The following is a 13422-nucleotide window of genomic DNA, read 5'->3' as shown; positions in this document are numbered from 1 at the left end:
CCGAGGGCATCGAGCCGCAGGACTACATCGCGGTACACGGCCTGCGGGCCGGGGACCGGGTGCGGCTGGGCGACTCCGGGCTGATCGTCCGGGTCGAGTCCGACTCCCAGCAGCCCGGTGAGGAGTTCCTGGCCGGGTTCGGCAAGACCGCCCGCGACGGCCTGCACCTCAAGGCCGCCGCCGTCCGCGACACCTGCGACCTGGTCATCTCCAACGTGCTGGTGATCGACGCGATCCTGGGCATCCGCAAGACCAGCATCGGCGTCCGCGACGGACGCATCGTCTCCATCGGCCGCGCCGGGAACCCGGACACCCTCGACGGGGTGGACGTGGTGGTCGGCACCGGCACCACCATCGTCTCCGGCGAGGGCATGATCGCCACCGCCGGAGCCATCGACACCCACGTCCACCTGCTCTCACCACGGATCATGGAGGCCTCGCTGGCCTCCGGCGTCACCACCATCATCGGCCAGGAGTTCGGCCCGGTCTGGGGCGTCGGCGTCAACTCGCCCTGGGCGCTGCGCCACGCGTTCAACGCCTTCGACGCCTGGCCGGTCAACATCGGCTTCCTGGCCCGCGGCTCCTCCTCCGACGAGGCGCCGCTGATCGAGGCCCTGGCCGAGGGCGGCGCCTGCGGCTTCAAGGTGCACGAGGACATGGGCGCGCACACCCGCGCCCTGGACACCGCCCTGCGCGTCGCCGAGGACCACGACGTGCAGGTCGCCCTGCACACCGACGGCCTCAACGAGTGCCTCTCGGTCGAGGACACCCTGGCCGTCCTCGGCGGACGCACCATCCACGCCTTCCACATCGAGGGCTGCGGCGGCGGACACGTCCCCAACGTGATGAAGATGGCCGGCGTCCCCAACGTCATCGGCTCCTCCACCAACCCCACCCTGCCGTTCGGCCGCGACGCCCTCGGCGAGCACTTCGGCATGATCGTCTCCGCCCACGACCTCAAGGTCGACCTGCCCGGCGACGCCGCCATGGCCCGCGACCGCATCCGCGCCGGAACCATGGGCGCCGAGGACATCCTGCACGACCTCGGCGTCATCGGCATCACCTCCTCCGACGCCCAGGGCATGGGCCGCGCCGGGGAGACCGTCCGCCGCACCTTCGCCGTCGCCGCCAAGATGAAGTACGAACTCGGCCCGCTGGACGGCGGGTTCGGCGAGACGGCGTCCGGCGACGACAACGAGCGCGTGCTGCGCTACATCGCCAAACTCACCATCAACCCGGCCATCGCCCACGGCCTCGCCCACGAGATCGGCTCGATCGAGGTGGGCAAACTCGCCGACCTGGTCCTGTGGCGCGCCGACCACTTCGGCGCCAAACCACAACTGGTGCTGAAGTCCGGCTTCCCCGCCTACGGCGTCACCGGCGACCCCAACGCCTCCACCGACCGCTGCGAACCCCTGGTCCTGGGACCGCAGTTCGGCGCCCACGGGGCCACCGCCGCCGACATCTCGGTCGCCTTCGTCGCCGCTGCCGCCGTCCACAACGACGATCAGCTCCCCACCCGCCGCCGCCGGGTGGCGGTCCGCGGCACCCGCGGCATCGGCCCCCGCGACCTGGTCCGCAACGCCCGCCTCGGCCAGGTCGACGTGGACACCCGCACCGGCCTGGTCTCCCTCGACGGCGCACCACTGCGCTCCGAGCCCGCCGACTCCGTCCCGCTCAGCCGCCTCTACTTCCTCTGAACCTGAAACACCCACAAGGACAACCCCCATGACGCATCATCAGCAGACCCCGGCGGAGCTCGGCTTCACCATGCCCGCCGAATGGCAGCCGCACGACCGCACCTGGATGGCCTTCCCCACCCGCAACGAGACCTTCGACGAGGGCGAGTTGCACGCCGCCCGGCAGGCCTGGGCCGCCGTCGCCAACACCGTCGTCCGGTTCGAGCCGGTGACCATGGTGGTGAACAGCGGCGAGGAGTACGACGCCCAGCGCTACCTGTCCACCGAGGTCCTGATCGTCGAACGCCCGCTGGACGACGCCTGGATGCGCGACATCGGCCCGACCTTCCTGACCAACGGCAAGGGCGGACTCGCGGCGGCCGACTGGGTGTTCAACGGCTGGGGCGCCCAGGAGTGGGCCAGCTGGGAGTACGACCAGGACATCGCCGAGGAGGTGGCCAACCTCACCGGGGCGCAGCGGTTCGCCTCCCGCCTGATCAACGAGGGCGGCGGCATCCACGTCGACGGCGAGGGCACCGTGCTGCTCACCGAGACCGTGCAGCTGGGCGAGGGCCGCAACTCCGACTGGACCAAGGAGCAGGTCGAAGCGGAGATCCACGCCCACCTCGGCACCACCAAGGCGATCTGGGTCCCGCGCGGCCTCACCCGCGACTACCAGCGCTTCGGCACCCGCGGCCACATCGACATCGTCGCCGCCTTCCTGCGCCCGGGCGTGGTCGCCGTCCACATCCAGCCCGACCCGGCCCACCCCGACCACGAGCCCACCCGGCAGATCGCCGACCTGCTCCGCGCCTCGACCGACGCCCGGGGCAGGCAGCTCGACGTGGTCGAACTGCACGCCCCGACCGTCCTCTTCGAGGAGGACGGCTCCCCGGTCGACTACTCCTACATCAACCACTACCTGTGCAACGGCGCGGTCGTCCTCTGCGCCTTCGACGACGAGCGCGACCAGCGGGCGGCGGCGGTCTTCGCCGAGTACTTCCCCGACCGCGAGGTCGTCCTGGTCGACGCCCGCGAGATCTTCGCCAACGGGGGCGGCATCCATTGCATCACCCAGCAACAGCCCAGGCCCTGACCCCACCACCCCGGCGAACCGCCGTCGGTGAACCCCCGTCGCCCCCGCGCCGACGGGGGTTCACCGGCGTCGGCATCCACCTGCGGACACGCCCCCCGCAGTTCCCACAGCCGCCGAATCCGGCGCGGCCGCAGCACCCCGCAACTCGCGTGCCCGAGCAGCCCCGATCACGGCCGCCCCTCCAACGCGAGCACGGGGTCGCGACGCCCCAGGTACGACTCGATCCGGATCACGGCCCCGTCCTCCAGCCGGAACACCATGTCGCAGACATCCCGGATGATCAGCTCCTCCACCACCCGCCGATGCCGCTCAAGATCGAACTCCGGCCCCTCCAACTGCACCACCTCCAACGTCAACGTCCACGGCCGACCCACAACCGACGTCCCCGCATCGATGTCCATCAGTTGACCTCCATCGGATCTCCAAGGGACTGCTCGCTTACAGTCACAGAGTGATCGCATGACAACGAGGTAACTATCACTGCCTAGTGATAGTCCGCGACAACGCCCCGACCTGGCCGAACGGGCCTACATGCCAACCCAGGCGGCGAAGTTCGACAGCGTGTCAGGCGAGGCTCGCTTAGCCGAGAGTAGCGCCGACACCGTGTCCCGTACGGTAGGGCTGTACCGCGTCTGCTGGGGAGCCAACTGCCGGGCCTCCAGCAGGCTGCGAAACGCGGCCTCGGTGCGCCCGGTCCACAGTTGGGCCCGAGCAATCTCGGCTCGGTGATGAGCCGTGCGCGATGCCGGCCAGTCCGCAGGAATCTTGATCGTCTTCGCGACCATCAGTGCTTCTGCGTACAAGTCCTGATCCACCAGGATGCTTGCATGATGGGCCGCCACATTCGTTGGCCCGAAGGTCAACCAGTGGATCCGTGTGGCCTCTCCTGTCGATTCGGCGATCCGATAGGCCTCATCGACATGTCCCAGGGCCGCGTCCCCATCCCGGTCGCGCGCCGCCAGGACGGCGGCCCCCAGGCACAGTTGTCCTGTCACGGCATCTCGGGCACGCCCCGACTCGCCCAGGGCCACCATCTGGCGGCCGATCTCAGCCAACCTGCGGCCCGTGCGATATTGACCAGCACGCAGGTAGCCGAGAGAACGCAGATACTGGCGCACCCCCGCCATCACCGGATCCGAGGCATGGTGCGCTGCCCAGGCCATCCGATCCAGAGCGATCGACGCCAGATCGTGGTATCCAAGCTTCGTCGCCACGTCGAAGGCCGACCGGTGCACGCTGGCCAGGGCCGACCACGTGGCATCGCTGCTATGCAGGTGCGCTGCGGTCGTCGTTTCCTGCAGCAGCCCCGGCAGTTCGCTCGCCGCTCCGCGCAGATCCGTCGCCCGCACCAGGACACACACGCGATCCGCGTCCGCGACAAGCTCTGCCAGGGGGCGGGGGGGTGATGTCCGGATCGGCACCCAAGTCGTAGACGTCCAGGGCCTCACGGATCGGATTGATCAACCCGTCGAGCTGGTCCTGCTGGAGCTCGGCGAGGAAGGGCTGCCCAGCGAGGTCCGCCACCGAGACCGACAAGATCCGTGCGAAGGCCGCGAGAAGTGCCGGACTGGGCTGCTTCCTCCCCTGCTCGACCTGGAAGACCATGCTGTAGGAGACGCAGGCGGCGGTAGCCAGTCCACGCTGGGTGAGGTGCCGTAGCTTTCGGTAACGGGCGATACGCATACCGGTGTGCTCGTCATCCACAGGAAGCATCTGAACTCCGTTCATGACTCGTCACCTGCAACCGTACCGTTACTCCCCGTCAACACAATGGCGTTCCGCTCACGCTGGCAATCGGTTGCGCGTTGCGCTGGGCCTCGGCCATCGTGGCGACATGTCTTCGACGCGCGTGCTGTACCTCCTGGGTTCCGCCGCCCCTCCCGTGCTCGACGTCGGCGCGGTCGTGGAGCGGGCCCAGGGGCAAGGGTGGGATGTGTGTCTGGGGTTGACGCCAACCGCCGCGCGCTGGCTGGAGTCTGCACTCCCCACTCTGGCTGCGCTGACGGGCCATCCCGTGCGCAGTGCCTACCGGTTGCCGCATGAGCCGGACCCCTGGCCGCCCGCGACGGTCGCGTTGTTGGCCCCGGCGACGTTCAACACACTGAACTCCTGGGCGCTGGGGCTGACAGGCGGGTCGTTTATCGTCGGGTTCGCGGCCGAGGCCATCGGCAAGGGCATCCCGCTCGTCACGATGCCCTGCGTCAACAGCGCGTTCCTGGCGCACCCGCAGTTCGACCGCAGCATCCGAACCCTGCGCGGGGCCGGGGTACGCGTCCTACTCGGCGAGGGCGGCTTCGTGCCTAACCGTCCCGGAGAAGGAAATCCGACAGCGTACCCGTGGGAAGCTGCGCTCAACGCCGTCAGTGAGATGGTCAGTTGACCCCTTCTCCCGCGTCTGAAGTGCCAGCACGCTCCGTCGTGTGCGATCCGCCCGATGCCGAAGCCCGAGAAACCTTGCACGAAGCCCGGAGGGGTGAGCCCCCGGGCTCGGCGCGGGTAGGCTCCTGTTGATCGGAGGCACCCATGTCTGAGTGGATCAACCCCAAGTACGCGGAACTCGTCAGCACCTACAAGCAGGCGCAGGCCGAGAGCAACGCAAACGCGTGGCCGGAACGTGAGGATGTACCGGCGTACCGAATTCGGTCCTTCGTCACGACTGTGGACCGCGAGCAGGGCTGACCGGAACAGCCGTGCGCCCGTCACCTCGCGGTGCGGGCGCTTCCGCTCGTGGCGTCCGCCCGTGGGCCCGGCCCGGTGGTCGAAAACGCAGTCCCGGACTGGCGAACCAGCCTGGACGCCCTCCTTGCGCTGCCCGAAATCGGCGGCCCGGTCGGGTACTCCGACTGGACCGCCCTCGGCATGCAGCTGGCGATGACCGAGCCGCCCATCGCGGCCGCCGATTTCTCTCACGTTCGGCTGTCCCGAGGCTACTCGCCGAGCCCGTCCTGGCCGGTGGCACGCGCGGTGTGACACTGCTGAGACGCGGCGGTGCCCATGCGGCCTGGCTGTCCGAGGCCGCTGCTCCGGTGCGGGAGAATGCGTCGCCGACGTCGAACTCCCCGACGGGCGCCATCTGGACCACTACCTGATGCGCGTGCGGCCGGTCGCCGTGGCCACTGTCGTCAACGAGGCCGACGAGGCACTGTTGCTGTGGCGGCACCGGTTCATCACCGACACCTGGGGCTGGGAGCTGCCCGCTGGGGGCGTCGAGGCCGGTGAGTCACCGGAGGAGGCAGCGGCACGCGAGCTGCTGGAGGAGACCGGCTGGCGTCCCGGCCCGCTCCAGCACCTGCTGACGGTCGAGCCGTCGAACGGGCTCACCGACGGGCGGCACCACGTCTACTGGTCGCGGACGGCGCAGTACGTGGGGCCTCCGCAGGACGACTTCGAGTCCGAGCGGCGCGAATGGATGCCGCTGGCGCGGGTGCCCGAACTGATCGCCAACGGCGAGGTACCCAGCGCCAGCAGCGTGGCCGCGCTGCTGCTGTTGCGCCAACTGCGCCTGGGGTAGCCGCCCCTGCCCCGCGATCCAGCCGACCTCCGGGAGGGTTCGGCGGGGCCGCGATGGCATCCGGATGAATCCGTGACCGTCCTTGCCGTGACCGGGCACATGGGTCTGTCCGAAGGGTCCGTTCCGCTCACCACCTCTGCCCGCCGTCGCCCAGGTGCCACTCGGTGGGGGACCCGGGTCCGGCGGTGCCGCCTCGCCGCGGGCGGATGCGGCTGAGGCCGAGGGCCAGGACCAGCCCGGCGGCGAGGGCGACGGCCGGGACGGTGACGTAGTCGGCCACGAGCGGGGCGGGGTCCTGCTGGAGGTGGTTGTCGACCAGGACGGTGATGACGACGGCGGGCAGCGAGCAGGTCACCCACCAGCGGAACCCGCCGGGCGCGAGGGCGCGGTTGTAGCGGCGGCGCAGCAGCGCTGCTGACCAGGCCCCCATGAGCAGGGCTACGGAGCCGAAGGCCACCGCGTCGGCGATGGCGGTGTTCTGGAGGTACGCGGGTGATTCGGTGTCGTGCAGCATGACGTTGCCCGAGCCCACGTCGGTGATCTGGCCGTTGGCCACATAGTCGGCGTAGATCGGGTCATCGGGTTGCAGGGAACGAAGCCAGGGGGTCGCGGTACCGAAGTCGACCTCGTAGGTGGTGCCGTTGTCGGGCACGGCGGACAGGTACAGGCGGGACTCCGCGAGTGGGTTGGAGCCGATGACCGTGCTGTCCACGGTCATCGGCTCGTGGTTGACGCAGTCGGCCGGTGAGGGGTCGGCGGTGAGCGCCCGCAGTTGGGCGAGGGTGAGCGTGGACGGATCGGGTGCCGTGGGGCAGACGGTCCGGTGCCGGTAGGCCGCGGCGGTGCTGCGGTCGCCCGGTACGGCGCTGAGCGCGTGCACCGCCAGTCCCGCGAAGAGCAGCGCCAACGCGGCCTGGCACCAACCGGTGCGGACGAGTCGCCGAGACGCGCCGAGCGGGCTGCGGTTGAACCGGATGAGGGCGTCATACCGGGCGTCGCCGCGGGACGGTTCCGGCTCGATCCGGGAGGACCTGTCGGTGTGGGCCTTCCAGCAGGCGGTGATCTGCTCGACCTTGTGGTCGAAGTCGGGGTCGGGGCAGGGGAGGGAGTCGGTGACGCAGGGCAGCAGGAACCGCTTGCCGGTGGTGGTGGTCACCCGCACCGAGCGGACCACTCCCCGGTTGGACGCGACGGTGCGGACGCCGATCCAGCTGATCTCGGACCAGGGCAGGGTGCGCGGACGGCGGTGTCCCGGGGCGCGGGTGATCCCCTCCGGCCCGATCCCGGTCCAGCTGGAGCGGTACACCAGCCAGAGCACGCCGAAGAGCAGGACCATGCCCCCTGCCAGGTAGGCGGCGGCCACCAGGTGCCCGGTAAGCATCAGCCGGGAGCAGGGCACGACCAGCGCCGACGCGGGCGCGAGGAGCGCGACCCGGCGGCCCTTGGGTCGGGTGGTCCGATTGAAAACGAGGCTTGCCACGGGAGGAGGCTACGCCGACCCGATCACGTGTTCGCAGGCCAGGGCCGATGTCCAGGACGGCGGCACCCGCATTGTCAGACCCGTCTGTGATGCTGCGTGTACAGGCGATGGCAGAGCCGTCGCAAGAGGTGTGGGAGGGGCATCATGGCAGGTGACGCCGGCGGCTGGGCGGGTCTGGGTTGGAAGGGCTGGGCGGGCTACGACCGGGTCCTGGAGTGCTTGGAGCTGGGGGCCGACGTGGAGAACGGGTGGGGTGCGGGGCGACCGCTGCACCTGGCGGCTGTCTCCGGCTCCCCCGAGGTGGTGATCGAGCTGGCCCGACGCGTCACGGACGTGGACGCGCTGGAGCGGGGGACGACCGCCCTCTGGGAGGCCGTGACGCACGACCGGTTGGACAACGCCTGGGCCCTCGCCAAGCAGGGGGCGGATCCCTGGCGGCCACTGATCGGCGGTTGGTCACCGGGCCGGCTCAGCCTGGCCGGGCTGACACCGGACCTGTTCGTGCTGCCCGAGGGCAGCCCCGGACTGAGCGAGGCGGAGCAGGCGGCGGTGGCGGAGGGTCGACGGCTCGTCGCCGCGTTGGGGGACCTCCACTACGAGGGCACCAGTCTGGCGTGCGTGGCCGGGATCGACGCCGAGGAGGCGATACGCCGCCTGGGGGCGGCTCCGGCGGCGGGCGAGGAGCTGGATGACCTGCTTGAGCAACCCTGGGCGTCCGACCGGGGCCTGCGGATCGTCGGCGTGACCACGGTGCCGGGTGGTTGCGTCGTCACCCAGCCCTGGGGCTATGCGGCGGACGACCGCGGGGTACTGACCCGGCTTTCCGTCGGCACCGTCTGCTACGGCCTGTACGCCAACCCCAAGAGCGGCAACCAGGGCAGCATCGCTCGCGACGGCGTCGTCGAGAGGTGGGACCTGCACCCGGGCGGGCCGGTGGATCTCGATGCCACCGCGGAGGAAGTCCTGGCCGGGTACCTGTACCAGCACAACGCGGTGGCGTACTCGTGTGCGTTCGCCGGGCTGCGGCTGACCAATGCCCGCGCGATCGAGGGGCCGCCGGACGTGTGGGTCGAACTCCCGGAGCGGGACTGACCGGGGGCGGGCTGATCCTGTCCGCGGTTTCCGGGTCGGGAGGAGGTCAGGGGCGGTTCGCGAGGATGGCGCTGGTCACCTGTCCGCGCACGAAGTCCGCAGCGTCGTGCCTGGAGGCGGCCCCGCGCTCCGAGCGGAAGGTGCTCGGTGTGCGGCCGGTCATCGCCTTGAACACGCGGTCGAAGTGCGGCTGATCGTAGTACCCGGCTTGGGCCGAGGCATCGGCCCAGTTGGCACCGGCCTCGTTCAGCCGCAGGGCCGCCTGCAACCGCATCACCTGCGTCGCCCCCTTCGGGGTCAGCCCGGTCTGGCAGCGGAAGCGCCGTTCGAGGTGGCGGCGGTGCCAGCCGGTCTGTGCCGCGAGCTCCTCGATCCGGACCCGCCCGCAGCTGCCCTGGATCCGCTGCCAGGCCCAGGTCACCTCGGGGCTGACCGCCGGGCCTGTGTCGAATGCCATGCCGAGCACGTGGTCCAGGAGGGCGAAGCGTCCGTCCCAGTCCGGGATCTGCGCCAGCCGGTCGGGCAGGTCGCTCCAGGGTGAGCGGCAGAGGTCCTCCGGCGGCACGGACAGCTCGGCCCATTCGGACATCGGCACCCCGAACAGCCGGTAGGCGGCGAGCGGGGTGAGCAGGATGGTCACCCCGTGGATCAGCCCGGTGTGCTCGCCGATCGCGCCCGTCGTCCGGATGCCACTGGCCAGACAGGATCCGCTCCAGGAGCGGGTCGGGTCGCAGGAGTCGAGTACCCGCAGCGGGTCACCGAAGCCCAGCATCACCTTCACCACCCCGTCGGGGACGAGGAGTCTGCGCCGCACTCCGATCGCGTTGAAGTGGAATCCGCGATAGCCCAGGACTTGATCGCGCAGCTCATCGGCAGCGGCCCGCGCGACTAGTTCGTTCCCGTGCATGGGCCCATCCCCCATTGGCCGACGTGAACACAGTAAGGAGCCTAACCGTGCGGGCGTCAGGCGTCGCAGACGTCGAAGACTTTGGCCTGAATCAGGCGCTTCGGGGCGGTAGGTCGCATTCGTACAAGCTCCGGCCGCATGCTCCCGGAAAGGCTTGGGTCTGCGCGAATGGCCGGTGACGGCGGTCGCGTGAAATCCCCTGCACAATCCGACAGTCCGACAATCCGGAAGGAAAGAGGAAACCATGCGATCTTCCTTGACCAGGGCGCTCGTGAGCACGGCCGCCGTCATCGGGATTGCCGCCGGGAGCCTGGCGGGGGCGAGTGCGGGCTTCGCGGCCGCCCAGCCGACGGCCAGGCCCGCGGTCAGCAGCGCGCACGTCTCCCCCCTCGCCGTGGACAACCTCGGCCTGAACACGGCCCGGGCCAAGAACTGGCAGAGCTGCCTCAACGCCTGGGGCTACAACGCCGGCACCGTCGACGGGCAACTCGGCCCCAGCAGCTGGAAGGCGGCGCAGACGATGTTCAACGACGACGGCTACGACGCCGGCACCGTCGACGGCACCGTCGGACCCAACACGATCAAGGCACTCCAGCGCTTCCTGAACGGCGTCGGCTACAACCTCACCGTCGACGGGATCGCCGGCTCGGCGACCGAGGGCGCCTTCTGGGATTACAACGCCACCGGCTGCTGAGCTCCCGATGGTCGAGGTGCCGAATCCGGTCCGCTGGAGGGGGTGCCGGGCCGCCGCCCGGCACCTCCCCCGGGTCGAGGATGTCAGGACGCCGCCCCGCCGCGTTGGCGCTGCGTCGCCAGTTCCTTGGCATCGCGTCCACCCGTCCGCCGACGTCCCCAGCGGGGGCGGCGCGGTCGGCCCGTTCGCCTCGCCGTCCGGCGCACCGGCCCAGGTCGTACGCAGGAACTCCCCAGCGACGATCTCCCTCGTACGCCCCGGGCCGACCGCTCAACGACCAGCCAGAGCACCACCGTTGACGTGCAGTGTCTGCCCGGTGAGGTGGCTCGCGGCCGACGACGCCAGGAACAGCACGGTCTCCGCGATGTCCGTCGGGGTCCCGGCCCGGCCGTTGGCGGTCTGGGCGAGCAGGGCGGCACGGCGCTGCGGGGTCATCGCGTCCTGGAAGAACTCGGTGGACTCGACATAGCCCGGCGCGACGACGTTGGCGGTGATCCGGTCCTTGCCCAACTCCTGGGCGAGGGTGAGGTTCCACGCCTCGACGGCGGCCTTGGCGGAACCGTAGGAGCCGGATCCGCCACGGTGCGCCGCGATGGAGCTGACGCTGACCACCGCGCCCCCGGCAGCCAGCCGTGGTCGCAGCGCGGTGGTGACCAGGACCGCCGACAGCACGTTGGCGTCCAGGTTGGCCCGCCAGGCCGCGGCGACCCCGGCCAGACCGGACGGCGGCGCGGCGCCGATGTCGGTGTTGCCCCCGGCATTGTTGACCAGCACGTCCACCTGCGGCGGCAGCGCGGCGAGCGCCGCCTCGACCTGCTCGGGGTCGCTCGCGTCGAAGGCCACGGCCCTTACTCTGTCGCCGAGTTCGGCAGCGGTCCGGTCCAGCACCGACCGACGGCGTCCGGTGATCACCACCTGGTCCCCGCGCGCGGCGAACGCCTCGGCGACCGCCCGGCCGATGCCGGTGCCCCCGCCGGTGACCACGATCTGACGCATCCCGCCTCCTCGTTTAGCTCTAAACGTGTGTGGCACACTACCACCGTGACCACGCCGCAGCAGCCCCCCGCCGACCGCGCCGAGGAGATCGCCCGGGCCTGGCAGCGTGAGCAGCCGGGCCTCCCGGTCGACTCGATCGGCATCCTCACCCGCATCCACCACGCCGCGAAGCTGCTGGCCGACGAGCGCCGCCGGGTGCTGGCCCGGGTCGGCATGGACGCCGCCACACTCGACCTGCTGAGCACCCTGCGCCGCTCCGGGGCGCCCTACCGGCTGTCCACCCGTGAGCTCGCCGCCCGCTGCCTGATCACGCCGGGGGCGGTGACCCAGCGGGTGGACCGGGCACGGCAGGACGGCCTGGTCCGCCGGCTCGCGGCGGACCCCGGCACCCGCACCGTGCAGGTGGAACTGACCGCCGAGGGCCACCACGCGGTGGAGCACGCCGTCGACGGCCTGCTGACCTACGAGCACGGCCTGATCGAGGCCCTGGCGCCGGAGGAGCAGCAGGAGCTCGCCCGGCTGCTGGCGGTGCTGGTGCAGGACCTCAACTCCCGCGTCCAGTAGGAGCGTTAGCGCCGCAATCGGCCGTGGCGCGGCAGCACTACAACTCGCGGACGATCCGGGCCGGGTTGCCGACCGCGAGCACGCCCGGCGGCAGGTCCCGGGTGACCACCGAGCCCGCGCCGACCACGGTGTTCTCGCCGATGGTCACCCCGGGGCAGACGATCACGCCACCGCCGAGCCAGACGTTGTCGCCGATGGTCACCGGGAGCGCCCGCTCCCAGCCCTCCCGGCGCCGCTCGGCGTCCAACTCGTGCGTGGGTGTCAGCAGTTGCACGCCGGGGCCGATCCGCACGTCCGCGCCGACGGTGATGGTGGCCGCGTCCAGCATGACCGCGTTGAAGTTGACGAACGTGCGCGGGCCGATGGTGATGTTGTAGCCGTAGTCGCACTGGAACGGCGCCCGGATCCACGCCCCCTCGCCGAGCCGCCCGAGCAACTGCCCGAGGACCGCCCGCCGTTCCTCGGGGCCGCCTGCGGCGCCGGTGTTGTAGGCGGCACAGAGGGCGATCCGGCGCCCGGTGTCCGCCCGCAACTCGTCGTCGACCGGGAGGTACCACTCGCCGGCCCGCATCCCGCCGGACGGTGGAGGCGGTGACGGGTTCGCCGTTGCCGACCGGTGCCGTCCTGGCGCAGGCTGGGGGCATGTGCGAAGCAGATCCACTCCTCCAGGAACTCGCCGACGCGGCGGCCCGTGCGGGCGAGCAGCAGACCATGGAGTACGGCTTCGACGTCGTCGGGCGGATCTGGAAGGGCCGCCCGATCGGCTCGGGGATCTGGGCCGGGGCGATCGCCCGCTCCCCCGCCGAGGAGGACCGGCTGCGCGAGGCGACGGCGGATTCACGCGGCTGGCTACACCTGGTGGACGCGGCCTTCCTGCACGGCAACCGCTGGGAGCCGATCGGCGCGGTGCGGTTCCGGATCGCCAGGATCAGCACCTGGTGGCCGATCACCGAGCCACGTCGGTAACTGTCAGTAGCCGTTCGAGATGCGCGCGTGAACCATGCCTGTAAGTGTGAGTGGTGCGAGCCCCGGACCCGGCGATTCCACGGGTACCGCGCCGCGACCACTCAAGAACCCGCAGGAGGCACGATCATGTCGAAGGCCAAGAACCGCGACCGCGCCAAGCCGAAGAGCGCACTCAACCTCGCCGAGCACCGCGCCGGGGTCGCCCCCGGCAACACGCTGACGGCGCCGGGTGAGCACGAGCAGCTCCAGGTGCAGGCCGAGCCGTCGCACCTGGCGGCCAGGCCGGTGGCGCGCGAGAAGGAGAAGCGGCTCGGCCACAACTGATCGGCCGATGCGGGCTGTTGACGCCTGTTAGCAGCAACGTCCGGTCGACATCGTGAGCCTGGCGAGGCAGTGCACCAATTCGGGTGCGCTGCCTCGTCGCGCGTTCTCCGCGC

At 70.8% G+C, this 13422-nt stretch carries 17 protein-coding genes and 1 pseudogene; 11 read left to right on the top strand and 7 right to left on the bottom strand.

What is annotated here, in order from left to right; genetic code table 11:
• The first annotated feature begins 8 nt into the window (after positions 1–8).
• Together GXP74_RS10885 and GXP74_RS10880 are read left to right on the top strand one after the other, a co-directional pair.
• Entirely contained in the window at positions 9–1700 is a 1692-nt protein-coding gene (locus GXP74_RS10885) for an urease subunit alpha (RefSeq protein WP_182456361.1), read from the top strand.
• A 28-nt stretch (positions 1701–1728) separates the two neighbouring features.
• Entirely contained in the window at positions 1729–2775 is a 1047-nt protein-coding gene (locus tag GXP74_RS10880; RefSeq protein ID WP_182451286.1) for an agmatine/peptidylarginine deiminase, read from the top strand.
• 167 nt (positions 2776–2942) lie between these two features.
• Here GXP74_RS10880 and GXP74_RS10875 read toward each other — a convergent pair whose 3' ends face one another.
• The 3 genes from GXP74_RS10875 to GXP74_RS42080 form a co-directional block, all read right to left on the bottom strand.
• The gene (locus GXP74_RS10875) at positions 2943–3176 is read right to left on the bottom strand and encodes a hypothetical protein (RefSeq protein WP_182451285.1); all 234 of its coding nucleotides are present in this window, start codon (positions 3174–3176) and stop codon (positions 2943–2945) included.
• 126 nt (positions 3177–3302) lie between these two features.
• The gene (locus GXP74_RS10870) at positions 3303–4136 is read right to left on the bottom strand and encodes a transcriptional regulator (RefSeq protein ID WP_370468589.1); all 834 of its coding nucleotides are present in this window, start codon (positions 4134–4136) and stop codon (positions 3303–3305) included.
• A complete protein-coding gene (locus GXP74_RS42080) occupies positions 4042–4458 on the bottom strand; it encodes a helix-turn-helix domain-containing protein (RefSeq protein ID WP_370468546.1) in 417 nt (138 codons plus the stop codon). Before GXP74_RS42080 ends, GXP74_RS10870 begins: the two co-directional genes overlap by 95 nt.
• A 151-nt stretch (positions 4459–4609) precedes the next feature.
• On the opposite strand from GXP74_RS42080, the gene GXP74_RS10865 reads away from it, so the two are divergent.
• From GXP74_RS10865 to GXP74_RS10855, 4 genes and pseudogenes are all read left to right on the top strand, one after another.
• Entirely contained in the window at positions 4610–5155 is a 546-nt protein-coding gene (locus tag GXP74_RS10865) for a flavoprotein (RefSeq protein ID WP_182451284.1), read from the top strand.
• A 143-nt stretch (positions 5156–5298) separates the two neighbouring features.
• Positions 5299–5454 carry a hypothetical protein gene (locus tag GXP74_RS10860; protein ID WP_182451283.1) on the top strand — a complete coding sequence of 52 codons (156 nt, stop codon included), beginning with the start codon at positions 5299–5301 and terminating at the stop codon, positions 5452–5454.
• A 69-nt stretch (positions 5455–5523) separates the two neighbouring features.
• Positions 5524–5742, top strand: a pseudogene (locus GXP74_RS40220) (alpha/beta hydrolase); the annotation flags it as partial.
• A 34-nt stretch (positions 5743–5776) separates the two neighbouring features.
• Positions 5777–6286 (top strand): NUDIX hydrolase, encoded by a 510-nt coding sequence (locus GXP74_RS10855; protein WP_225448594.1) that lies wholly within the window; start codon positions 5777–5779, stop codon positions 6284–6286.
• Between the two features lie 127 nt (positions 6287–6413).
• On the opposite strand, the gene GXP74_RS10850 is transcribed toward GXP74_RS10855, so the two are convergent.
• A complete protein-coding gene (locus tag GXP74_RS10850; RefSeq protein ID WP_182451281.1) occupies positions 6414–7766 on the bottom strand; it encodes a hypothetical protein in 1353 nt (450 codons plus the stop codon).
• A 144-nt stretch (positions 7767–7910) separates the two neighbouring features.
• On the opposite strand from GXP74_RS10850, the gene GXP74_RS10845 reads away from it, so the two are divergent.
• Positions 7911–8858 carry an ankyrin repeat domain-containing protein gene (locus GXP74_RS10845; protein WP_182451280.1) on the top strand — a complete coding sequence of 316 codons (948 nt, stop codon included), beginning with the start codon at positions 7911–7913 and terminating at the stop codon, positions 8856–8858.
• A gap of 46 nt (positions 8859–8904) precedes the next feature.
• Here GXP74_RS10845 and GXP74_RS10840 read toward each other — a convergent pair whose 3' ends face one another.
• Positions 8905–9765, bottom strand: a complete 861-nt coding sequence (locus GXP74_RS10840) for an AraC family transcriptional regulator (protein ID WP_182451279.1) — start codon at positions 9763–9765, stop codon at positions 8905–8907.
• A gap of 244 nt (positions 9766–10009) precedes the next feature.
• Between GXP74_RS10840 and GXP74_RS10835 the strand changes: the two genes are divergently transcribed.
• Positions 10010–10459 (top strand): peptidoglycan-binding domain-containing protein, encoded by a 450-nt coding sequence (locus GXP74_RS10835; protein WP_182451278.1) that lies wholly within the window; start codon positions 10010–10012, stop codon positions 10457–10459.
• A 270-nt stretch (positions 10460–10729) separates the two neighbouring features.
• Here the strand turns inward: GXP74_RS10835 and GXP74_RS10830 are convergent, their stop codons facing one another.
• Complete coding sequence (locus GXP74_RS10830) at positions 10730–11455, bottom strand: SDR family NAD(P)-dependent oxidoreductase (RefSeq protein WP_182451277.1); 726 nt, start codon at positions 11453–11455, stop codon at positions 10730–10732.
• Between the two features lie 45 nt (positions 11456–11500).
• Here GXP74_RS10830 and GXP74_RS10825 point away from each other — a divergent pair, with 45 nt between their 5' ends.
• Positions 11501–12019, top strand: coding sequence for a MarR family winged helix-turn-helix transcriptional regulator (locus GXP74_RS10825; RefSeq protein ID WP_182451276.1), 519 nt, complete (start codon positions 11501–11503; stop codon positions 12017–12019).
• Positions 12020–12056: 37 nt separating this feature from the next.
• On the opposite strand, the gene GXP74_RS10820 is transcribed toward GXP74_RS10825, so the two are convergent.
• Positions 12057–12590, bottom strand: coding sequence for a sugar O-acetyltransferase (locus GXP74_RS10820; protein WP_182451275.1), 534 nt, complete (start codon positions 12588–12590; stop codon positions 12057–12059).
• 71 nt (positions 12591–12661) lie between these two features.
• Between GXP74_RS10820 and GXP74_RS10815 the strand changes: the two genes are divergently transcribed.
• Together GXP74_RS10815 and GXP74_RS10810 are read left to right on the top strand one after the other, a co-directional pair.
• Complete coding sequence (locus GXP74_RS10815; protein ID WP_182451274.1) at positions 12662–12985, top strand: hypothetical protein; 324 nt, start codon at positions 12662–12664, stop codon at positions 12983–12985.
• Between the two features lie 126 nt (positions 12986–13111).
• Complete coding sequence (locus tag GXP74_RS10810) at positions 13112–13309, top strand: hypothetical protein (RefSeq protein ID WP_182451273.1); 198 nt, start codon at positions 13112–13114, stop codon at positions 13307–13309.
• Positions 13310–13422: the final 113 nt, after the last annotated feature.

The sequence above is a fragment of the Streptacidiphilus sp. P02-A3a genome, from assembly GCF_014084105.1.
Lineage (GTDB): Bacteria > Actinomycetota > Actinomycetes > Streptomycetales > Streptomycetaceae > Streptacidiphilus.
The sequence above is the reverse complement of the archived record's forward strand: the minus strand, read 5'-3'. Positions and strand labels throughout refer to the sequence as shown.

What these genes read in the sequence shown, in the direction of transcription:
- GXP74_RS10845 (WP_182451280.1), top strand. Translation starts at nt 7,911, where the DNA reads ATGGCAGGTGACGCCGGCGGCTGGGCGGGTCTGGGTTGGAAGGGCTGG.
- GXP74_RS10875 (WP_182451285.1), bottom strand. Translation starts at nt 3,176, where the DNA reads ATGGACATCGATGCGGGGACGTCGGTTGTGGGTCGGCCGTGGACGTTG.
- GXP74_RS10840 (WP_182451279.1), bottom strand. Translation starts at nt 9,765, where the DNA reads ATGCACGGGAACGAACTAGTCGCGCGGGCCGCTGCCGATGAGCTGCGC.
- GXP74_RS10865 (WP_182451284.1), top strand. Translation starts at nt 4,610, where the DNA reads ATGTCTTCGACGCGCGTGCTGTACCTCCTGGGTTCCGCCGCCCCTCCC.
- GXP74_RS10880 (WP_182451286.1), top strand. Translation starts at nt 1,729, where the DNA reads ATGACGCATCATCAGCAGACCCCGGCGGAGCTCGGCTTCACCATGCCC.
- GXP74_RS10810 (WP_182451273.1), top strand. Translation starts at nt 13,112, where the DNA reads ATGTCGAAGGCCAAGAACCGCGACCGCGCCAAGCCGAAGAGCGCACTC.
- GXP74_RS10815 (WP_182451274.1), top strand. Translation starts at nt 12,662, where the DNA reads ATGTGCGAAGCAGATCCACTCCTCCAGGAACTCGCCGACGCGGCGGCC.
- GXP74_RS10835 (WP_182451278.1), top strand. Translation starts at nt 10,010, where the DNA reads ATGCGATCTTCCTTGACCAGGGCGCTCGTGAGCACGGCCGCCGTCATC.
- GXP74_RS10830 (WP_182451277.1), bottom strand. Translation starts at nt 11,455, where the DNA reads ATGCGTCAGATCGTGGTCACCGGCGGGGGCACCGGCATCGGCCGGGCG.
- GXP74_RS10820 (WP_182451275.1), bottom strand. Translation starts at nt 12,590, where the DNA reads ATGCGGGCCGGCGAGTGGTACCTCCCGGTCGACGACGAGTTGCGGGCG.
- GXP74_RS42080 (WP_370468546.1), bottom strand. Translation starts at nt 4,458, where the DNA reads ATGCGTATCGCCCGTTACCGAAAGCTACGGCACCTCACCCAGCGTGGA.
- GXP74_RS10860 (WP_182451283.1), top strand. Translation starts at nt 5,299, where the DNA reads ATGTCTGAGTGGATCAACCCCAAGTACGCGGAACTCGTCAGCACCTAC.